General features: G+C 62.1%; 18 protein-coding genes. 8 read left to right on the forward strand and 10 right to left on the reverse strand.

The annotated features are described in order from the left end of the window. Positions 1 to 7: 7 nt before the first annotated feature. From IVB05_RS43645 to IVB05_RS21190, 5 genes are all read right to left on the reverse strand, one after another. Positions 8 to 2,314 (reverse strand): carbohydrate-binding domain-containing protein, encoded by a 2,307-nt coding sequence (locus IVB05_RS43645; protein WP_276578771.1) that lies wholly within the window; start codon positions 2,312 to 2,314, stop codon positions 8 to 10. A gap of 487 nt (positions 2,315 to 2,801) precedes the next feature. Then, the gene (locus IVB05_RS21175; protein WP_247786519.1) at positions 2,802 to 3,473 is read right to left on the reverse strand and encodes a hypothetical protein; all 672 of its coding nucleotides are present in this window, start codon (positions 3,471 to 3,473) and stop codon (positions 2,802 to 2,804) included. Positions 3,474 to 3,650: 177 nt separating this feature from the next. Then, entirely contained in the window at positions 3,651 to 4,448 is a 798-nt protein-coding gene (locus tag IVB05_RS21180) for a PEP-CTERM sorting domain-containing protein (RefSeq protein WP_247786520.1), read from the reverse strand. Positions 4,449 to 4,510: 62 nt separating this feature from the next. Continuing rightward, on the reverse strand, positions 4,511 to 5,206 hold the full coding sequence (locus IVB05_RS21185; protein ID WP_247786521.1) for a hypothetical protein: 696 nt from the start codon (positions 5,204 to 5,206) through the stop codon (positions 4,511 to 4,513). Positions 5,207 to 6,472: 1,266 nt separating this feature from the next. Continuing rightward, a complete protein-coding gene (locus tag IVB05_RS21190; RefSeq protein WP_247786820.1) occupies positions 6,473 to 7,078 on the reverse strand; it encodes a DNA-3-methyladenine glycosylase in 606 nt (201 codons plus the stop codon). Positions 7,079 to 7,233: 155 nt separating this feature from the next. On the opposite strand from IVB05_RS21190, the gene lipA reads away from it, so the two are divergent. The 3 genes from lipA to IVB05_RS21205 are packed head-to-tail and all read left to right on the forward strand — an operon-like array spanning position 7,234 to position 9,224. After that, on the forward strand, positions 7,234 to 8,193 hold the full coding sequence (gene lipA / locus IVB05_RS21195; protein WP_247786522.1) for a lipoyl synthase: 960 nt from the start codon (positions 7,234 to 7,236) through the stop codon (positions 8,191 to 8,193). 15 nt (positions 8,194 to 8,208) lie between these two features. Next, positions 8,209 to 8,745 carry a DNA topology modulation protein gene (locus IVB05_RS21200; protein WP_247786523.1) on the forward strand — a complete coding sequence of 179 codons (537 nt, stop codon included), beginning with the start codon at positions 8,209 to 8,211 and terminating at the stop codon, positions 8,743 to 8,745. Further along, the gene (locus IVB05_RS21205; RefSeq protein ID WP_247786524.1) at positions 8,745 to 9,224 is read left to right on the forward strand and encodes a type II toxin-antitoxin system RatA family toxin; all 480 of its coding nucleotides are present in this window, start codon (positions 8,745 to 8,747) and stop codon (positions 9,222 to 9,224) included. The genes IVB05_RS21200 and IVB05_RS21205 overlap by 1 nt, the downstream gene beginning before the upstream one ends. Here the strand turns inward: IVB05_RS21205 and IVB05_RS21210 are convergent. Then, positions 9,221 to 9,952 (reverse strand): GntR family transcriptional regulator, encoded by a 732-nt coding sequence (locus IVB05_RS21210; protein WP_247786525.1) that lies wholly within the window; start codon positions 9,950 to 9,952, stop codon positions 9,221 to 9,223. The two genes, IVB05_RS21205 and IVB05_RS21210, sit on opposite strands and share 4 nt — an antisense overlap. A gap of 225 nt (positions 9,953 to 10,177) precedes the next feature. On the opposite strand from IVB05_RS21210, the gene IVB05_RS21215 reads away from it, so the two are divergent. Together IVB05_RS21215 and IVB05_RS21220 are read left to right on the forward strand one after the other, a co-directional pair. Next, the gene (locus tag IVB05_RS21215) at positions 10,178 to 11,107 is read left to right on the forward strand and encodes an NAD(P)-dependent oxidoreductase (protein WP_247786526.1); all 930 of its coding nucleotides are present in this window, start codon (positions 10,178 to 10,180) and stop codon (positions 11,105 to 11,107) included. 101 nt (positions 11,108 to 11,208) lie between these two features. Then, positions 11,209 to 12,882 carry a thiamine pyrophosphate-binding protein gene (locus IVB05_RS21220; protein WP_247786527.1) on the forward strand — a complete coding sequence of 558 codons (1,674 nt, stop codon included), beginning with the start codon at positions 11,209 to 11,211 and terminating at the stop codon, positions 12,880 to 12,882. A gap of 8 nt (positions 12,883 to 12,890) precedes the next feature. On the opposite strand, the gene IVB05_RS21225 is transcribed toward IVB05_RS21220, so the two are convergent. Then, entirely contained in the window at positions 12,891 to 13,493 is a 603-nt protein-coding gene (locus IVB05_RS21225) for a CinA family protein (protein ID WP_247786528.1), read from the reverse strand. A gap of 1 nt (position 13,494) precedes the next feature. Continuing rightward, positions 13,495 to 14,676 (reverse strand): bifunctional 2-C-methyl-D-erythritol 4-phosphate cytidylyltransferase/2-C-methyl-D-erythritol 2,4-cyclodiphosphate synthase, encoded by a 1,182-nt coding sequence (locus IVB05_RS21230; RefSeq protein WP_247786529.1) that lies wholly within the window; start codon positions 14,674 to 14,676, stop codon positions 13,495 to 13,497. 286 nt (positions 14,677 to 14,962) lie between these two features. On the opposite strand from IVB05_RS21230, the gene dusB reads away from it, so the two are divergent. From dusB to ntrC, 3 genes are read left to right on the forward strand one after another with little or no spacing between them, the layout of a single operon-like run. After that, on the forward strand, positions 14,963 to 15,964 hold the full coding sequence (gene dusB / locus IVB05_RS21235; RefSeq protein ID WP_247786822.1) for a tRNA dihydrouridine synthase DusB: 1,002 nt from the start codon (positions 14,963 to 14,965) through the stop codon (positions 15,962 to 15,964). After that, on the forward strand, positions 15,961 to 17,136 hold the full coding sequence (locus IVB05_RS21240; RefSeq protein WP_247786530.1) for a nitrogen regulation protein NR(II): 1,176 nt from the start codon (positions 15,961 to 15,963) through the stop codon (positions 17,134 to 17,136). The genes dusB and IVB05_RS21240 overlap by 4 nt, the downstream gene beginning before the upstream one ends. Before the next feature lie 9 nt (positions 17,137 to 17,145). Beyond that, a complete protein-coding gene (gene ntrC, locus IVB05_RS21245) occupies positions 17,146 to 18,588 on the forward strand; it encodes a nitrogen regulation protein NR(I) (RefSeq protein WP_247786531.1) in 1,443 nt (480 codons plus the stop codon). Between the two features lie 304 nt (positions 18,589 to 18,892). Here the strand turns inward: ntrC and IVB05_RS21250 are convergent, their stop codons facing one another. Both IVB05_RS21250 and IVB05_RS21255 read right to left on the reverse strand, forming a co-directional pair. Beyond that, positions 18,893 to 19,825 (reverse strand): MBL fold metallo-hydrolase, encoded by a 933-nt coding sequence (locus tag IVB05_RS21250; RefSeq protein ID WP_247786532.1) that lies wholly within the window; start codon positions 19,823 to 19,825, stop codon positions 18,893 to 18,895. Between the two features lie 94 nt (positions 19,826 to 19,919). Then, the gene (locus tag IVB05_RS21255; RefSeq protein WP_247786533.1) at positions 19,920 to 21,125 is read right to left on the reverse strand and encodes an NAD(P)/FAD-dependent oxidoreductase; all 1,206 of its coding nucleotides are present in this window, start codon (positions 21,123 to 21,125) and stop codon (positions 19,920 to 19,922) included. Positions 21,126 to 21,158: the final 33 nt, after the last annotated feature.

The following is a 21,158-nucleotide window of genomic DNA, read 5'->3' on the forward strand; positions in this document are numbered from 1 at the left end:
GGCTGGCTCAGACGAACAGAAAATCGCTGGCGTGAAGCTGGCTCAATGTCGTGTTCCGAATCTCGATCGTGTTGTTGGCGTCGACCGTAATCACGACGCTCGTGCCAACCTCGGCCATGTGCGATTGAAGGGCGCTGAAGTCGGCAAACACCGTCTTGTCGAACTGAATGATGTCCTGCACACCATCGGTGTTCTGGAAGTCGGCAACCGTGTCCTTGCCGAAGCCGGCAGCGAAAACGAATGTATCATTGCCGGCCCCGCCGGCCAGATAATCGTTTCCACCGCTACCGATCAGCCGGTCGTTGCCGCTGCCTCCATACAGGAATTCGTTGCCGGTACCGCCCTGCAAGCTGTCGTTGCCATCGTCTCCGAACATTTGCGTTGCAGCCGTGCCACCTTTCAGCTGGTCGTCGCCGGCGCCACCGTGCATGGTATCCAGTCCGCCGCCGCCGGAGAGATAATCGTTGCCGTCACCGCCACTCATGACGTTCGCCGCTCCGCTGCCGTAGAGCTGGTCCTTGCCGGCGCCGCCGTCGAGCAGGGCACCGGTGTCGCCGGTGCTGGCCTTGATGATGTCGTTGCCGTCATCGCCATAGAGTTGATCCGTCGCGGTAGCGATGCCGGCGCCGCTGTTGATCGTATCGTCGTCCGCTCCGCCGCGGATCGCATCCGCGCCGGGGCCGCCGTTGATGGTGTCGTTGCCCGCGCCGCCCTGGATCACGTCCGCCCCGGCGCCGCCGCTTATCACATCTTTGCCTGTACCTCCTTCAAGGCTGTCGTCATCGGTCGACGAACCGAAGAACAGGTCCTGGCGACCGGTCATGTCATAGTGGATGGACCGGTTTTGATAGAGATTCCACGTTCCCGGCGAACTTGGATTGACCCCGTCGGAGACGGCAAGATGCTCGCCGTTGACGGTGATGTCCTTGATGTAGAGGTTGCGGTCGCCATTGGCGTTGGCGACATCGTTGATGAAAGCGAGATCGAGGCTGGAGACCGTGGTCGGGTTGGCGAATGTGAAGGTGAAGGTCTGGAACCCCGAGGCGTCGGTCGCGCCGTGGAATTCGACGGTGTTGCCGACCTGCTGCCCGTTAATCAGGAGCTGCATTTTGGCACCGACGCCGTCGACGACGGAGCTGTAACCCGTCACCGTGACTGACGTCTCCGTGAGCTTCGGAATTGTATCGGGCCCGCCAGTAATGGTGTCGTCGCCCCCATCTGACTTGATCGTGTCGTTGCCGACCCCGCCTGACAGAATATCATTGCCGCCGCCGACATCCATCAGATCGGCAGACGGAGAACCCGTCAGCGTCTGGCCGGGCGGCTGGTGCTGACCTCCGTACCATTCGGTAATCAACTCCTGCGCAGGCTTGCCCTGGGGCGAGTAGCCGATAGGTGAGTATTTGTTGTTCGTATCCCAGTTCCAGATCGACGCGCCCCTGAACCAGCTTCCGCCTTCCGATCCCCACACCTGAAAGAAGGCGTTGAAGGCGTCATATTGCTCCTGGACGTCCTGCGTCGTGCCTTCGGCCCAGCCGCCCGGCCTGATATTGGTTCCGTCGACGCTGCGATAGCCGGTTTCAGTGAAGAACACCTGCTTGTCGTACTGCAAGGCAAGGGAATGGAAGAAATCGACCGGCGACATGTGATTCATCACCTTCGCCCAGTAGTCGTCCGTGGACATGTTTTTCCACGCATTGACCATCTCCTCGACGGTCGGCTCGGTTGTCGTCGTTAGCGGCGGATACGCATTGATTCCGATGACATCAACCTTGTCCCAAAAGCTGACATTGATGGCTTCGTCGGTTGCGGCTGCATAGGTGATCTCGCCGTGGAACACGGCGCGTATGGAATCGATGAGGTCAACCCAGTAGCTTCGATATTGGGGTCCGGAGAGCTTGCCGAGTTCGTTGCCGATCGAGAGCATGGTCACGCCGGCCTGCTCGGCGATTTCAGCCATGTGGACCATTTCGTTCTTGTAGGAAGCAAAGAAGGCGGCGGGATCGCTCGGAATGAGAGCGTATGCGAGCGTCCCATCGAGGGCTGAGACCATGGGCTTCAACGTAACCGAGAGCCCGAGCGCCTCCGCATTTGCCGCAGCCTGAAGAATATTGGCGTCGCTCTCGGTCTTGCCGGGATCGGCGAAGACATCATTCGACGTCCTGGTCTGCATAAACAGCCGCGGAGCGAGCTCGATCGAGTTTGCATTGGTGCTCGCGATCGCCTGCATGGCGGCGTACGCGGAACTGGTGACGAATGCACCATTGTAGTTGGAGAGGAACCCAAATCCCTGAACAGGAAATACACCAGCCATCGTACAGCTCCTTTTCTTTTGAAGTTTCTGTTGCTGTTTGGTGGCTCCGTGGTTTGCGCAAGCTCATCACGCTGCGTGTTCCACGTGTTCGACGCAGTACAATTTATGAGCACTTCACTTTTCGCAAAGCGAAACAGCAGACCACACTTACGTGTTCAACGTGGGCGTGTCGTGACGGGATTGAGTCGATGTTGCGATTGTAGAAAAAGCGATGCTCGTCGTTACCGCATCGTTACTGGTTCTGCTCAAACCGAAAAGGCTTGCAAGGGAACTTCGAGCGTAGCAAGCGCAGCTCGGATGAGCGAAGCGGCATCCGGGTCTGGTTAGCTCCGCATATCGCTGTGCCTATGCGAGCTGCTTGCTGAAGATGGCGTCGTAGTCGCCCAGCTCCGTCATTGCGAGCGGAGCGAAGCAATCCATTTCTCAGCTTGCCGAGTGGCGATGGTGTCGAGGAAATCAATTGAGTGCTGTCACCGTAATTACTGGCTTAGTGGCGCTGGATAAATTCCTCCATCGCAGTCAATCCATTGGAAAGCAGTCTGGCAGCAGACTTCGCGCGCAACGCCGTCGTGTTCTTGTCGATCGGGATGTCTAGTCGTGTCATGGCCGCAGGCGGTCCACCTCCGCCCAATCGGAAGGCGCGGGGCGGACTTGCGCGGTGAGTCAACATGTTACGAAGTGCATCGAGGTCCACGCGTTCGGCGTCCGCGGAAAACGTTGAAAAATACCCGACAATCGAATCTCCGCCGAATGCGTTGCTGTAGGCCGTTTGAGTGCTCCTAAAGCTAACTCTCCGCTCATCCTGTGCACTAGAAAGCGGAAAATTATTGGCATCGATAAATGACCCAATGGCAAATATTCCATAGTGAAGTGCATCAAACATCGAATAAGCGCTGCTCGCAAATCCGAAAAGGTTGCGCTCCTGATCGAAGCGAGTTGGTTCGCCCGGAGCAGGCCCATCCTTTACAATCGAAGCTGTGAACCGTTCGTCATATTCCACCATTGCCTTGTAACAATACGCGACACCATTCCAAGCTCCTTGATACTGGGAATAATTTGGATGCTGCCGATATCGGTTCGCAACCGCTTGATAAATTCGATCGAACTGATCTGCAGGGAAGCTGTCCGGCATGAGCAGGTTATTCATCTTGAGCGGCATTCGAGAACTCCCATTTCGCTTTTGATTGCGCGGTTAGGTCGTTCTCAACGTTATCCAAACCGCGGATCATCACGTAAATGCCGGTGAGCACACCGACCACGCGAGGGAGCCAAGGCCAAGGTGACTTTTCGGCCAGCGCGCGTAGCCCGGATGAGCGAAGCGACATCCGGGGTTGGTCTATCCCGCGCATGTCGTTGTGCTGATGCGGGCTATTTGCTGGCTTAGCATGGATGCGCGAGGCGAAATCCCGGGTGGTTTGTCCCGCATATCGCTGCGCTCATGCGGCCTACTCGGTGGTCGACGATAGCTCGCGAAAGCCAGTCCCGCGAACCCGATCAGCAGCATCGCCCAAGTTGAAGCTTCAGGCACGCCGGAAACCTGCACCTGCAAGGTGAGAGGAGTTAAGTCGTAGATGACTTGGCCGCCGCCTAGAAATGTATTGCCGTACGCATAGGAGAAAGAGCCGTATCCAGTGAGACCATCTATGACTTCGAAGGAAGTGTAGATCGAATTGGGCATATTGGGGGAAAAGGCTGTCATATATAGACTTGGCGAAACGTAATAGCCGCCCTTGCCAAGCGCCAAATCTCCTACCGATTGGGTGGTAGATCCAGTGCCAGCGGTGTGCGATGCGAAGTAGTCGCCGCTAACGAATCCGCCAGCTGAAAAATTGCCGTGTCCAACACTGGGAAAAAGGTCTACGCCCTGAAAAGGTTCAAACGATGATACTTGGGTTGAGCTTAAGTTGCCCGGCAAAGCGAGGGAGGTGTCGAAGACGAACTGCAGGTTGAATGACCCGCTGCCGAATTGTCCCGAGTACGGCGGCCCCAAAATGCCGGTAAATGGATCATAGTTTCCGCTCCAGCTCGCGGTGTAGGTGCCGGCGTAATTGATATTGATAATAGCCGCCACGCATGCATTCGAGCTGACGAACAATAGAAAGGCGGCAAACGCAATGATGTTATTAATACGCATAACTCAACTCCCCAGCAAAGCTCCATTCCACCTTCCCGCGACGGTTGAGTCAATGGGGCAAGTTAAGTGTCGCCTTTCGGATAAGTGACGGGTAGCAATCGATTGAGCAGCGTGTCGACGGCCGCACTCAAATCGTCTTTGCTGATAAGCGTCTTTGCCCCGGGCTTGTGAGTGATATTGTCGAAGATGTCCTTTTGTCCGTTCTGCTGAAAATTCCTGATCAGTTTTCTTTCAGCCTCAGGATACCAGTCTTCCTTTACCGCATAGTCTATTGCTTCCTTCGGAGCGAGGTCTTCCTGTTTCGAAAATTTGTGACCCGGGTTGGCTACCTTAGCCTGTTCTTGAACCAGATGAGAAAGAATTGTTCGAAATCCGATGGCCGCTAGATTGGGTGCACGATCTTTTATCGCGTTAAATTCTGAGAGTAGAGTTGCGACCTTAGTGTCTGTGACTCTTGGAATATACTGTTCAAGGATAGGTTGGACTGCCTGCTCACCGTCTACGGCGACGATCGCTTCGTCGACCATCCCAACGGTATCGAAGCGCACTGCGTTCAGAAGGTCGATGTCTTCGGCGTACTGATGCGCTGACATCATATTGGAGACACGATTGTAAACGCCTGAGCCCGCAAGTCCGCTCCGGTATTTAGGCAAGAGGTCATTGAGTTTTTTGAACGTTAGATCGCTCTTATTCATTCCAACGAGTTCTTCACGCATCTCGCGGAGTGACTTTAGGATGAATGGCTTCAGGTTTGACATTTGATCCCCCTCCGAAAAAGCCAATCCAACCGCAACCACAAGGCGAGGGCAAGTGGCCGAAACAAAACCCGCCCGACCGCGGTCTCGGCATTCCGATTCGGGCAGCTGACTGGTCGACTAGGCCGCGGTAAGCAGCCTTTGCGGTGACCATGCACTTAACTTTTGGACGCGTGACTTTAGGGCGCTTAGCGGCGTGCGTGGATGATGCCGGCATAGCGGCGGTGTGCCGGCGCCAGCGCGCGGCGCAACCCGTCGGCATCGGACGGCACAAGGACGAGATGAATGTGGTTAGGCATCAGAATTACGACAGTGCTGTACTTAATTTTGGGCCCCTTTGTTCGGGGCCGCGCTTGGCAGGCTTGAGAACGCGCTGCGTCTTGCGCTCGATGTCGCTATGCTCATGCGGGCGACTCACTCGCTAAAGGCGGTCGAAATCATAGGTCCCGTGTCGCTGCGCCAAAGCGCGATTTTCTCCAACAACTTCAAGCTGATTTGCCCGGTCCAGCCTCGCCCCCAAAAATATTCCGCTTCTCGGCTAACCCAAATCACTCCTACAACTCCCGCCATCCCGTCCCGAGAAGAGGGGCGTTGGCCATCGTCACGAACGTTGGGACGGGTTGCGGTGGACGCGGCAGCGTCAGGCGCGAACGGTGTTTGCAGGGCGGTCCTCCGTGAGCGAGCACGACGCGCAGACGAACGGCGCTTAAACGCTTTCGCCAGACGTTTGGCCGGCGGCACTGGCTGGCTGAATGGTTTGGCGGAGGAAGCTGCGTACGGCAAAACCGTGTGGTCCCGGCACCCGTTGCTGGTGTCAAGCCGGCGGAGGATTGCAAAGCTCAACCGGGCAATGCAAGCCGCTAATTCGCTGGCGACGGAGGCAAGACGAATTCGTCTCCGGGGAGAGCTCGGCATAAGCCGTAAGACCATTGCGCAGGGAATGCCGGGATGCTCCGGCTGTACCTGTATGCTCGTGTGCGCATTCTTGAGTGCATCTTGCACACGAGATCGCGGGTGCAGCAAGCATCCGGCATTCCCTGCGCCCTCTGATTTCTGGAGGGACAAGGTTCATGCAAACCTCGGGCGCACTGCGCCGCGAGATCGTTGCGTCACATTCAGTTGTCATCGTCCGCCTTGTGCGCAATTGCGCACTGGGGCGGACGATCCAGTATTCCAGAGAAGTCAATGATTGAATCGATAAGCCACGGCGTACTGGATCACCCGCCTTCGCGGGTGATGACAGTTATTGATGTTGACACAGCTCAGCCCTCAAAACGGCTTGCTCAGAAACCTCGATCCCTTCAATCCGTAGCGCCACGGCAGATCGACCGCTTTTGTAATTCCGATCCGCACGCCCGCGGCGATGTCGGGTTTGCCGAGCCTCGCATGCAGCGCGAACGGCGGGTGATCGAGCGGCAATTCGTTATGTTTGACCGAGATGCCGAGCGCCTCGCAGAGCTTGCCGGGCCCGGAACACAGCGCGCGCTCCTCCTGCAGGCCCCGGCGTCGGCGCATAGCCGATATGCCATGGGTCGGCTGCAGCGCGCGGATCAGCACGGCGCTGGCCGAGCCTTCCGCCTCGCAGACGAAATTGGCGCACCAGTGGATGCCGTAGGAGCGGTAGACATAGGCAAAACCCGGCGGGCCGAACATCACCCGGTTACGCGGCGTCGGCCCATTGAAGGAATGCGCGGCCGGATCGGTGTGATGATAGGCCTCGACCTCGGTGATGATGCCGCCGACGCCGTCGACCAAGAGCGTCGCCCCGATCAGGTCGGGCGCGACCTCGTGAACGCTGCGGCCAAAGAACGAGCGTTTCAGCGGCTTGCCGAGGCGGGGGGCGGCGGCATCGGCCGGCTTCGGATTTTGAGGCATTTTCAAGTGAGAATCGTTCGCGGAACAGGTGAAATTAGTCATTATCTTGCACGTTCTGCTAGGTTTCGCGAGCCGGGCCAGCGGGCCTTGCGAGTCGGGTTGCAGGCGCGAGCAACACGGATTAGCTAGGTATTCTCGCCATTTCCGGACTTAACATGGTCGTTCTCGTCGATACCGTCTCCGCTACCCAGGTGCGCCCGCGTCACCCCGAAAAGGTGAACCGGCCGGATGCGCTGTCGCCGCCCAAACCTGACTGGATCAGGGTGCGCGCGCCGAATACCCGCGGCTACGCCGACACCCGCAAGATCGTCAAAGAGAACGGCCTCGTCACGGTGTGCGAGGAGGCCGGCTGCCCGAACATCGGCGAGTGCTGGGACAAGAAGCACGCCACCTTCATGATCATGGGGGACACCTGCACGCGGGCCTGCGCGTTCTGCAACGTCAAGACCGGCATGCCCGGCGCGCTCGACGCCGCCGAACCGGAACATGTGGCGGAGGCGACCTACAAGCTCGGGCTCGCACATATCGTCATCACCTCGGTCGATCGCGACGATCTGGCCGACGGCGGCGCCGAGCATTTCGCGCAGACCATCCGCGCCATCCGCTCGCGCTGCCCGACCACGACCATCGAAATTCTCACCCCGGACTTCCTGCGCAAGGAAGGCGCGCTCGAAGTGGTCGCGGCGGCCAGGCCCGACGTGTTCAACCACAATCTTGAAACCGTGCCGTCGCGTTATCTGACGGTGCGGCCGGGCGCGCGCTATTTCCATTCGATCCGGCTGCTGCAGCGGGTCAAGGAGATCGATCCGACGATCTTCACCAAGTCAGGCATCATGGTCGGCCTCGGCGAGGAGCGGCACGAGGTGCTGCAGGTGATGGACGATCTGCGCTCGGCCGAGGTCGATTTCCTGACCATCGGGCAATATCTGCAGCCGACCCGCAAGCATCACGCCGTCATGCGCTACGTGACCCCGGATGAATTCGGAGGGTATGAGAAGGTCGCCTACACCAAGGGTTTTCTGATGGTGTCGGCGAGCCCCTTGACCCGCTCGTCGCACCATGCGGGCGAAGATTTCGCCAAGCTGCAGGCGGCGCGCCTCGCGCGGACCCGCTAGCCCCGGATTGAACCAATGCAACGCGTTCTTGTCATGGGATCATCGGGGTCCGGCAAGTCGACATTTGCTCGACGGCTATCGGAGATGACGGGCGTTCCCTTCGTTTCGCTGGACGCGCTATACTGGAAACCCGGCTGGGTCAAATCCGACACGGCCGAGTTTCGCGGGCGGTTGACCGAGGTGGCGCTCCAGCCGCACTGGATCATGGACGGGAATTTCCCCTCGCATCTTGTCGAACTGCGCCGCGACGCCTGCGACACCGTGATCTGGTTCGATCTGCCGCGCTGGAGCTGCATGCTCGGCATCATGAAGCGGATCGCCGGCAGCTATGGCAGCGTTCGCCCGGAAATGGCTGAGGGTTGTCCGGAGAGAATCGACTTCGAGTTCTTTCGCTATGTCTGGACCTATCGCCGGCAACAGCGGCCGAAACTCCTGGACTATTTTGGGGGGCTGCGGGCCGATCAATCGCTGGTCTGCTTCACCGACCGGGCGCAGGCGAGCGACTATCTGAAGGAAATCGCGCTCAAGCAGAACCGGGAGAGTGTCCACTGATGCCGCGCTTTTCCAGCAAGCGCCGGGTTCATCACACCGCGCAGCAGATGTTCGATCTGGTCGCCGATGTCGAGCGTTACCCGGAATTCGTGCCGCTGTGCCAGTCGCTGAAAATACGTCAGCGCACGTCGAGGGGAGACGGCACTGAAATCATCGTTGCCGACATGACCGTGTCGTTCAAGCTGGTGCGGGAATCCTTCACCAGCCGGGTGACGCTGGATCGGCCGAACCTGAAGATCATGGTCGAATATCTGAAGGGCCCGTTCAGCAACCTCGAAAACCGCTGGACGTTCGAGTCGAAGTCCGAAACCGACTGCGATGTCGGGTTCTTCCTGTCCTACGAGTTCAGAAGCCGGATGCTGGCGATGCTGATGGGAACGATGTTCGACGCCGCGTTCCAGCGCTTCGCCGCCGCGTTCGAAAAGCGGGCGGATGCGGTTTACGGGAAGGGTGGGGCGCTATCAGGCAAGACTGGCTAGACATCAGCGAAGTCAGCGCGATCGGCCAGGCGCTGCGCGGCGGCGTCATAGTGCTTGCGCGCTTTTTCCCGCGCCGCGACGGAGTCGCCGCGCTTGATGGCTTCGACCAGCCGCGCCTGCTCCTCGATGGCGACCGCGGCGAGTTCCGTTGCCTTGGTATTCTTGACAGCGACCGATCGAAGTTTTTCGGCGATCTGGCTGTCGATCATCACGATGAAATTGAGCGCGTGTTCGTTGTCAGCCACCTTGGCGATGGCGTGGATGAGCTGACGCTCGGCCTCGAAATGACGCTCGGCGCCGTGATCGCTGTCGCCGATCGCGTCCCGCATCTCCTTGAGAATGGCTTCCATACGGGCGATGTCGCGGTTGGATCGCGCCTGCGCCGCATCCGCCGCGACCTCGATGACGACGCCGTTCCGCAAACGCAAGAGCTTCAACAGCTCCTTGCGCTTCTTGAAGCATTCCGGGCTGATCCGAAAAGCCGTACGCTCCTGCGGCTGGGCGATGAAGGCGCCAACGCCGACGCGGCTTTGAACGATGCCGTCATACTTGAGTTGCGAGATCGCTTCGCGCACGACGGTTCGCGCAACACCGAATTCTGTCGCCAGCGCCTGTTCGGACGGCAGGCGATCACCAGGCCGAAGCTCGCCCGCGAGCAGGGCGCTGGTCAGGCTGGCGACAATTTCCTCTGGCAATGAAGGGCTGCGCTCGACGGATTTGAATTTCACCAGATGTCCTGTCCAGATGGCGTCGTCGTCTGGCCCGTCGTTGCAATCCACGCCAGTCAGCAGGGAGGCATATCGAAATAAGGCTGGCGGCGCAATGGATTAATCCGGTTGTCAGACAGCCTGCGAGCATGGTAGCCGAGCAAAAATGGCTGGCGATGCAGCGAAGCTGCGACAAGCGAATGCCGGAAACCCAAGACACCATCAAACCATAACGGAAGGCTTGAGATGACGACATTCGAACGCGTTGGCTTTATCGGCCTCGGCGGAATGGGACGAGGGTTGGTGAAGAATCTCGTCGCCAAGGGCGTGGAGGTCACCGCCTATGATCTCAACCCGGCCGCCGTGGCGGTCGCCAAATCGTTTGACGCGACCGTTGCCAAGAGCGTCCAGGAGATCCGCGACAATTGCCGCATCATCATGATTTGCGTCAATGAAGCCGAGGATGTCGAGGCGTTGATGATTTGCGGCGACGGGCTGCTCGCCGGCCCGGCATCAGGGTTCATCATCGTGGATCACACCACTGGCAGCCCGCAGATGGTCGCGAAGCTCGACCGCATGGTGCGTGCGGCCGGCGGGCGCTACGCCGAGGCACCGATGACGCGGACCCCGAAACATGCCGATATCGGCAAAGTCAACGTCCTGTTCGGCGGCGAACGCGACCTGCTCGACGACCTCAGGCCCTATTTCGAGCTCTATGCCGAAAACATTTTCCACATCGGCCCGCTGGGACACGCCATCCGCCTCAAACTCATTCACAACTACATCGCCTTCGCCAATGTGGCGGCATGGTGCGAGGGGTTTGCGCTCGCCGCAAAGGACGGGCTCGATCTCTCGCAGGTGATCGGCATCATCTCGGCCGCCGGCGCCAAGAGCGGCATGCTCGATCTCTATGGCCAGGCCACGCTCGATGGCGACTTCACGCCGCTGATGTCGCTGGCGAACGCCCGCAAGGACGTTCGCTATTACGCACGCTGGCTGGAGGAAGCGGGCCTGCCGGGCTTTATGGCGGAGGCGGTGCACCAGACCTACCGGCAGGCGGCGCTGCTGGGGCACGACGGCGAGTCCTGCACCGCCGTCATCAAGGCCTATGAGGCCGTGACCGGGGTAGATGCGCGGATCGCACCGAAAGACCAACAACAAGAACAAGGAAAATGACCGGCGGCATATCTGACCTTGCAGGAAAACCGGTTGCTGGCGCCGACGCCAGTCTTTAAGCCGGTCCCAAATCCGTAATCCCGTAACCGAAGGATGAGGCGATGGACGTGAATCTTCGAACCGGTGGCCATATTCTGATCGAGCAACTGGCCCTGCACGGCGCCGACACCGTGTTCGGGGTGCCCGGCGAGAGCTTCCTGGCCGCGCTCGACGGCATGTACCAGAGCCAGCGCGTGCGGTTCATCAACGCCCGGCATGAGGGCGGAGCCGCCATGATGGCGGACGCCTATGGCAAGCTGACGGGCCGCCCGGGCATCGCGTTTGCCACGCGCGGACCCGGCGCCACCAATGCGTCCGCCGGCGTCCATGTCGCATTTCAGGATTCGACGCCCATGATCCTTTTGCTGGGCCAGGTCGGGCGCGACATGATGGAGCGCGAGGCGTTCCAGGAAATCGACTATCGGCTGATGTTCGGGCCGATGGCGAAATGGGTCGCCCAGATCGACGATGCGCGGCGGATTCCAGAGTTCATCTCGCGCGCCTTCTACACCGCGACCTCGGGCCGCCCCGGCCCAGTCGTGCTGGCGCTGCCCGAGGATATGCTGACCGACACAGCCGAGGTGCCGGATGCGCCGCCCTACACTCCGCTTCCCATCGCGCCTGATGACGGCGCCCTGCGGCAGTTCCATACGCTGCTTTCGGAAGCGAAGAAGCCGTTCCTGATTGTCGGCGGCGGCGGATGGAACGATCAGGCACGCCGCGATCTCGAGGCGTTTGCATCGGCGCATGAAGTGCCCGTCGGCGTTTCGTTCCGCTGCCAGGACTATTTCGATAATCTGCATCCCTGCTATGGCGGCCATGTCGGCATCGGCCTCGACGCAAAAATCGCCGACCGGATCCGCAACAGCGACCTAGTGATCGCGCTTGGCGCGAGGCTGGGGGAGGCCACCACATCCGGCTACACGATGTTCGATATTCCAAAACCGAGACAGCCGCTGGTACACGTCTATCCCGACCCCGAAGAGATCGGCCGCGTCTATTCGCCGACGCTCGGCGTTGTCGCGAGCAGCGCGGCCTTTGCGGCGGCGATCAAGCGGCTGGAGCCGAAGCATCGATCGCGCGCCGACTATGTCAAGGCGGCGCATGCCGACTATCTCGCCTTTGCCGAGCCGACGCGCTCGCCCGGCGACGTCCAGCTCTCGCAGATCGTGCGCGGTTTGAGCGATCGCTTGCCCCATGACACCATCATCTGCAACGGCGCCGGCAATTATGCGGTCTGGGTGCATCGGTTCTGGCGCTATCGGCAATATCGCACTGAACTCGCGCCGACGTCGGGTTCGATGGGTTATGGCTTGCCCGCGGCGGTCGCTGCCAAGCAGTTGCATCCGGAACGCATGGTGATCGCATTTGCCGGCGACGGCTGCTTCCAGATGACCGGGATGGAGTTCATGACGGCGGTGGAGAACCGGCTGCCGCTGATTGTGATCGTCTGCAACAACGGCATGTACGGCACCATCCGGATGCATCAGGAGCGGACCTATCCTGGCCGTGTTTCCGGCACCGATCTCGCCAACCCCGACTTCGCGGCGCTGGCGCGCGCCTGCGGCGGCTTTGGCGCCCATGTCGAGCGAACCGAAGACTTCGCGCGCGCGTTCGACGAAGCCGTGGCAAGCGGACTTCCGGCCATCATCGAGCTTTCGATCAGCCCGGAAGCATTGACGCCGGTGAGCTCGCTGAGCGAAACGCGCGCCAAGGCGCTGGCTGCGCAGGGTTGATACCGGCTTTACGTCCGCGTCGGCCGGCGTCGCTTGACGGCGCTGCGCCGTGGCGTTCGCGCCACCCGTGGGCGCAGGCGGCTCATCGTTTCGCGTCGCGGCTTGACGGGCGGCTGCGGTCCGCGCGCCAGCTCCATCAGCATGCGCAGCGCTTCCACCACGGAGCGCTGGCGCACGGTGGTGCGGCCGATCGCGCCGAAACGGAATTCGCGGTGGAGTATTTTTCCGTCGCGTGAGGCGACCGCGAAATGGACCAGGCCGACCGGCTTGCCCGGCGTGGCGCCGCCGGGACCGGCAATGCCGGTAATGGATACCGCGAGATCGACGCCGGCTTTTTCCAGGGCGCCGATTGCCATCGCGGTCGCGGTTTCCTTGCTGACCGCGCCGAAGGTCGCAAGCGTCGTCGCCTTGACGCCGAGCATCGCGCGCTTGGCATCGTTGGAATAGGTGACGAAACCGCGGTCGATCACGTCTGACGAGCCGGGAATGTCGGTGAGCGCGCCGGCGACCAGGCCGCCCGTGCAGGACTCTGCGGTGGCGATCGTCAGCTTGCGCATCCGGCACAAATCGAGCAGCGAGCGGGACAGGGCGCGCGCGTCGCTGCCGCTCATGTTACTCGCTCCAGGGCAGACGGATGGTGGCGCTCGCGGTCGCCGCGATGCCTTCCTCGCGGCCGGTAAAGCCGAGCCGTTCGCTGGTCGTTGCCTTGACGGCGACGCGCGAGATGTTCAGCCCGGTAATCTCGGCAATGCGGGCGCGCATGGTATCGCGCAGCGGGCCGATTTTCGGGCGCTCGCAGATCATCGTGACTTCGAGATTGGCGATCCTGCCGCCGCGCGCGGTGACGCGGTCGACGGCATATTTGAGGAACTTGTCGGACGCGGCGCCCTTCCACTGCGGATCGCTCGGCGGAAAGTGCGAACCGATATCGCCGTCCGCCAGCGCGCCAAGAATGGCGTCGACCAGGGCATGCAGGCCGACGTCGCCATCGGAATGGGCAAGAAAGCCGCGTGTATGCGGCACCCGTACGCCGCAGAGCATCAGATGATCGCCGTCGCCGAAAGCGTGCACGTCGTAACCGGTGCCGGTCCTGATGTCGCCGAGCTGGGCGGCGAGGCGGGCTTCCTCGCGGATGAAATCTTCAGGCGTTGTCAGTTTCATGTTTGCAGGATCGCCTTCAAAGGTCGCTACCGTCAATCCCGCCCATTCCGCGAGCGCCGCGTCGTCGGTGAAATCGCCGCGGCCGTCGCGCGCGGCGCGGCGATGGGCATCGAGAATCACATCGAAGCGAAACGCCTGTGGTGTCTGTGCGATTCGCAGCCGTGCGCGTTCGGGCGTGGCCTCGACATCGCCGGTATCGCTGATTTGCTTGATCGTGTCTGTGACCGGGATCGCAGGGACCGCCGCGCCGGTGCGGCCGGCGGCATCGATTGCTCGAGAAATCACCGCAGGGGTCACGAAGGGGCGCGCGGCGTCGTGGATCAGAACGATGTCGGGCTTCTCCGCCGCCAGCGCCTCGAGCCCGGCATGCACGGATGCCTGACGTGTCGCGCCGCCATTGGTGGGCGGCTGGTGGCGTAGTCCAGCGACGGCCGCATTGAAGATGGCGGCATCATCGGGATTCACCACCGGCTGCACGGCAAACACGTCCGGATGCCGGCAGAACGCCTCCATGGCGCGGAAAATTACCGTCTGTCCGCCGATCTCGCGATATTGCTTGGGTCCGCCGCTGCCGGCGCGAAGCCCGCGTCCGGCTGCGACGAGGATGGCTGCGGTACGCTCAGGTCTGGGCATCTGGACTCAAATACGAACGAATCAGGGTTGGGGAGGGCGTTCAGGCCGCGCTGGCGCACAGCCCTTACCATGCCGAATACGGAAAACAGAGTGATTCCCATCACCTGTGGGAAAAGCGGTTTTTGTTGCAGTGCACTTGCACAAATGATAGATCTGTCTAAAGTGTAGGCAAGAAGCTTGACTGCCCAAGATTTGTGCTCACAATATGCCTCGACGGTTGCAATGAAGCCGCCGCCATAACCATGAGATCGACGTGACCGGCCCGGAAAGTTCACGCTCTAAGCCGTTGAAAATAGGCGAGATTGCTGCCGCCAACCGGGTTCTCCTGGCGCCGATGTCCGGCGTCACCGATGCCCCCTTTCGACGTCTTGCCGCCACCCTCGGCGCCGGACTGGTCGTCTCAGAGATGACCGCCAGCGACGAACTCGTGCACGGCAGGCCGATGTCGCTTCTGCGCTGCGAGACAGCCGGTGTCGGACCGCACGTCGTTCAGCTCGCGGGTTGCGAGGCGCATTGGATGGCGGAGGGCGCACGGGTTGCGGAAGCGGCCGGCGCCGACATCATCGATATCAACATGGGTTGTCCGGCACGTCATGTCACCGGCGGCCAGTCCGGCTCGGCGCTGATGCGCGATCTCGATCATGCGCTCAAGCTGATCGAGGCGACGATCGCAGCGGTGAAAGTGCCGGTGACGCTGAAGATGCGGCTTGGCTGGGACGATCGCTCGCTCAACGCGCCCGAACTGGCGCGCCGCGCAGAGCAGGCTGGCGTGCAGATGATTACCGTGCACGGGCGCACGCGTTGCCAGTTCTACAAGGGCGCGGCCGATTGGGCTGCCGTGCGCGCGGTCAGGGACGCGGTCTCCGTGCCTCTCGTCGTCAACGGCGACATCACTTCATTCGAGAAGGCGGTCCAGGCGCTGGAAGTGTCGGGCGCGGACGCCGTGATGATCGGGCGCGGTGCGCAGGGCCAGCCCTGGTTGCCGGGGCAGATCGGCCGCCGGCTCGAAACCGGGAAGGCCGAGGTAACGCCGGCGCTTTCCGAGCAGCTCATCCACATTCGAGCGCTCTACGACGAAGTTTGCAGCCACTATGGGCTGCGCATCGGGCTCAAGCACGCGCGCAAGCATCTCGGCTGGGCCCTGGAGATCGCAGCTCAGTGCAGCCGCGCGCCGGCCGAGACGCTGAAGGGCTGGCGCCAAAGGATTCTGACGGCGGAGGATCCGCATCGCGTGCATCGCTCGCTGCAGGACGCGTTCGACGATTTTGCATGGAGGGCTGCTGCATGAGTTCAGCCGCAGAACATCGCCGCCCCGTGCCCGCCGACAGCGAGGCCATCCTCAACGCGCTGCCCAATCCGGTGCTGCTGGTGGCGCCCGATGGCCGCATCGTCGACGCCAATATCGCCGCCGAATCCTTCTTCGAGATCTCGACGCAATTTTTGCGGCGGCAGTCGCTGAAGGAACTGGTGCCGTTCGGCAGTCCGCTGCTGGCGTTGATCGACCAGGTGCGCGCGAGCGCCTCGCCGGTCAACGAATACAAGGTCGATCTCGGTACGCCCCGCATCGGCGGCGATCGCCAGGTCGATCTTCACGTCGCCCCGCTCACCGAACGGCCCGGCCATATCGTCGTGATGCTGCAGGAGCGCACCATCGCCGACAAGATGGACCGGCAACTGACACATCGAAGCGCGGCGCGCTCGGTGATCGCGCTGGCGGCGATGCTGGCGCATGAAATCAAGAATCCGCTGTCTGGCATCCGCGGCGCGGCGCAATTGCTGGAGCAGGCGGCCTCATCCGAAGACCGGATGCTGACACGGCTGATCTGCGACGAGGCGGACCGCATCGTCACGCTGGTCGACCGCATGGAAGTATTCGGCGACGACCGTCCGGTGGCGCGCGGACCGGTCAACATCCACTCCGTGCTCGACCACGTCAAACGGCTGGCGCAGTCCGGCTTCGCCCGCAACATCCGCTTCGTCGAGGAATACGATCCGTCATTGCCGCCGGTGCTGGCCAATCAGGATCAGCTCATTCAGGTGTTCCTCAATCTAGTGAAGAATGCCGCGGAGGCCGTCGCCGATCTGGGCAGCGATGCTGAGATTCAACTCACCACCGCCTTCCGTCCCGGCGTTCGCCTGTCGGTGCCCGGCAAGAAATCGCGGGTGTCGCTGCCGCTCGAATTCTGCGTCAAGGACAACGGCTCCGGCGTGCCGGAAGACCTGCTGCCGAACCTGTTCGATCCCTTCGTGACGACGAAACAAACCGGCAGCGGGCTCGGCCTGGCGCTGGTTGCCAAGATCGTCGGCGATCACGGCGGCATCATCGAATGCGAATCCCAGCCGCGGAAGACCACGTTCCGCGTGCTGATGCCGATGTTCAATCCCACCAAACAGTTCGACCAAAGCAACCGCGACGGCGTTCCGGGTACGCTGCCGCCTGCCTCACAGGACGCAAGATGAGGAGTACCAATGCCCGCAGGTAGCATACTCGTTGCCGATGACGATACCGCCATCCGCACGGTTCTGAACCAGGCGCTTTCGCGCGCCGGATATGAAGTTCGTCTGACCGGCAACGCCGCGACGCTGTGGCGCTGGGTAAGCCAGGGCGAGGGCGATCTCGTCATCACCGACGTGGTGATGCCCGACGAGAATGCGTTCGACCTCTTGCCGCGGATCAAGAAGATGCGGCCGAGCCTGCCCGTCATCGTCATGAGCGCGCAAAACACCTTCATGACGGCGATCCGGGCCTCGGAACGCGGCGCCTATGAATATCTGCCGAAACCATTCGACCTGAAGGAGCTCATCACCATCGTCGGCCGCGCACTGGCCGAACCGAAGGAGCGGGTGGCAAGTTCGGCCGACGAGGGCGAATTCGATTCGATCCCCCTGGTCGGCCGCTCGCCGGCGATGCAGGAAATCTACCGGGTGCTGGCGCGGCTGATGCAGACCGACCTCACGGTGATGATCTCCGGCGAGTCCGGCACCGGCAAGGAACTGGTCGCCCGCGCACTGCATGACTACGGCAAGCGCCGCAATGGCCCGTTCGTCGCCGTCAACATGGCGGCGATCCCGCGCGACCTGATCGAATCCGAATTGTTCGGCCATGAGCGCGGCGCGTTCACCGGCGCCAACACCCGCGCGTCGGGCCGGTTTGAGCAGGCCGAAGGAGGCACGCTGTTTCTCGACGAAATTGGCGACATGCCGATGGAAGCGCAGACGCGGTTGCTGCGCGTGCTGCAACAGGGCGAATACACCACCGTCGGCGGCCGCACCCCGATCAAGACCGACGTTCGGATCGTGGCGGCGAGCAACAAGGATTTGCGCATCCTGATCCAGCAGGGGCTGTTCCGGGAAGATTTGTTCTTCCGACTCAACGTCGTGCCGCTGCGCCTGCCTCCGTTGCGGGAGCGGATCGAGGATCTGCCTGATCTGATCCGGCATTTCTTCTCGCTCGCCGAAAAGGACGGCTTGCCGCCCAAAAAACTCGACACGCTGGCGCTGGAGCGGCTCAAGCAGCACCGCTGGCCCGGCAACGTGCGCGAACTCGAGAATCTCGCACGCCGGCTGGCGGCGCTTTACCCGCAGGACGTCATTACGGCCTCGGTGATCGATGGCGAGCTGGCGCCGCCGGCGGTCACCTCGGGCGGCAACGCCCCGATGGGCGTGGAGAACCTCGGTGGCGCGGTCGAGGCCTACCTGTCCTCGCACTTCTCCGGCTTCCCGAACGGCGTGCCGCCGCCGGGCCTCTACCACCGCATCCTCAAGGAGATTGAGGTGCCGCTGCTCACCGCGGCGCTGGCGGCCACGCGCGGCAACCAGATCCGCGCGGCCGACCTGCTCGGCCTCAACCGCAACACGCTGCGGAAGAAGATCAGGGACCTCGACATTCAGGTCTACCGGAGCGGCGGCTAGCGATTGCATCCGCCGTCCTTCGGTTGATCATTGCGCGGTCCAGCCACCATCGATGGCAATGGCGGTGCCCGTGATTTGATCTGCGGCAGCCGAGCACAGGTGCCACCGAGCTGCGCCGGCGAGACGAAATCCAGCGATGGCTGCTTTTCCGTCAATAGCGTTCGTCGCTTCCTTCTGGCTGACGTGTCTCTGCGGAGACGTCGCTGATCTGTTTTTCGACCAGCGGCATCCGCACCCAGCCGGAAGGGCGCGCACTCATTACGATATGAGTAGCGCGCCCTGTTCGGCCCTGATCAACAAGCGGTCAGTAGTCCCAGAAGACCGGTACCCAACGAAAGGCGTCGCCGTCGACCGCCACATGGCCGACGGATGGGAACGGCAGGTGAGTGGCCACCAGCAGCCCGCCGGTCTCAGCCAGTTCCCGCAAAAGACGGACCCGGACGCGGGCCGCCTCCTCGGGGTCGTGTTCGAAGCCGTTGAACCACTCGGGGTGTTCGAACCCGACCGCGAACACGGCGTCGCCGGCGAACGTCAGCCGGTCGCCGCCGGACGCTAGGCGGACCACGCTGTGCCCGGGGGTGTGGCCGCCGGTGCGATGGACGATCACCCCCGGCGCCACCTCGTACTCCTCCTCGAACGGCCGCAGATGGCTGCGGTACTCTTTCATGAACCGCTTGGCGGTCGACCGAAGCGCGTCCGGGAAACCCGGCGGCATGGAGACGCGGGAGAAATCGGGCGCCTCCCAGAACTTGACCTCAGCGGCCGCCACGTGGATCCGCAGGTCCGGACGCAGCCGCTCCTTCACCCCGTCGACGAGCAGCCCGCCAACGTGGTCCATGTGCATGTGGGTAAGCACCACGTCGGTCACGGACGCGAGATCGATGCCGGCGGCCTCCAGTCGCTTGATCAACTGCCCGGCCCGCGGCAAATGCAAGTCCGGGTCCAACCCTAGCCCAGCGTCGATTAGGATGGTCCGGCCGCCGCTACGCACCACGACCACGTTCAACGCCCAGTCGAAAGCGTCCGGCGGCAGGAACATGTCGTTCAGCCAAGCTGCCCGGACGGCCGGAGCGGCGTTGTGTCCCAACATTGCGGTTGGGAGCGGTAGCACGCCGTCGCTGACCACCAGCACGTCAATGTCGCCGATGCGCAGCGCGTAGCGCGACGGGACCAACTCTTCAGGCTCCCGTCTGCCGGGGCGTGAGGTGTTGTTGAGGCTCATGTCTGTTAGGCTCATGTTTGTCTCCTGTTTCATGGTAAAGGCTGCTGGCTGGTCTCGGTTGAGCAGGCCGCGCAGCCAGCGGGAAGCGCGGCCGTCATCGCTTGGGCGTCTAGAGGTCAGTCACGCGTTCCGGATCGGCCGAGGCGAGCGCAGCGGCGCGCTCGGCCTTTGGCGGATAGATCCAGACCGTGTTGATCTCCTGCTTGGTCTTCTTGGCGACATCGCCGACCATCTCGACCTTGCGCTCCCAGCCGCGCGTGAACAGCGCGCCGGCTTCGCCGAGATCGAGACAAGTGACGTAGGCCTTCTGGTGATACGGCTTGGTCAGCACGCCCAGCAGTTCGGCCGCGGCATTGTTGCCGGCAAAGGCGCCCATCCGCGTGGCGTGCTGGCACGACATCAGCGCGTAGTTGCCGACATCGTCGCAGGCGGCGCGCGCGGCATCGCCGGTGGCGAACACGCCGGCGACCCCCGGCACGCGCAGCTCGCGGTCGACGAGCAGGCGGCCGAAATTGTCGCGCTCGGCGGGGATCTGCTGCGTCAACGGCGCGGCGCGAATGCCGGCCGCCCAGATCACCGTCTCGGTTTCGATGCGTTCGCCGTTGGAAAGCGTGACGCCGGATTCGTCCAGCGAGGCGACGCCGGCGCCGAGCCGGGTCTCCACACCGAGCTTGCTCAGGGCGTCCTCGATGACGGGACGGGGGCCTTCGCCCATATCGGGAGCGATCGCACTGTTGCGGTCGACGATGATGACGCGCGGCTTGGCGTCCTTGCCGAGGATTTTGCGAAGCCGCGCCGGCATCTCCGTGGCCGCTTCGATGCCGGTGAACCCGCCACCAGCAACGACGATGGTGTCGCGCCCGTTCATTGCCGGCCGATCGGCAAGGCGATGCAGATGCTTGTCGAGGGCGACCGCGTCCTCGAGCTGATCGACGCTGAAGCCGTGCTCGGCAAGGCCGGGAATGTTGGGGCGGAACAGCCGGCTGCCGGTGGCGACGACCAGCCGGTCGTAGGACAGCGTCTTCCGCGTGCCCTTGGCGGTCGCGATCTGCACCACGCGGGCCTTGGCGTCGATCGTCTCGGCGCTGCCTTGCACATAGTCGACATCGATGGCCTTGAGGACATCCAGCAGCGGTGCCGACAGGGTCTCGGGCTTCTGTTCATAGAGCCGCGGACGGACCACCAGCGTCGGCTCGGGAGCTACCAGCGCGATCTCGAGCTGTTCGGGCGAGACGCCCTGGATGTCGCGCAGGCGGGCGGCAGAAAGTGCGGCGTACATGCCGGCGAAGCCGGCGCCAATGATGATAAGTCGCATGTGATTTACTCCTGTGGTTGGGTTTCGATTCAA

It is taken from the genome of Bradyrhizobium sp. 170 (assembly GCF_023101085.1).
In the GTDB taxonomy this organism is placed as follows: Bacteria; Pseudomonadota; Alphaproteobacteria; order Rhizobiales; family Xanthobacteraceae; genus Bradyrhizobium.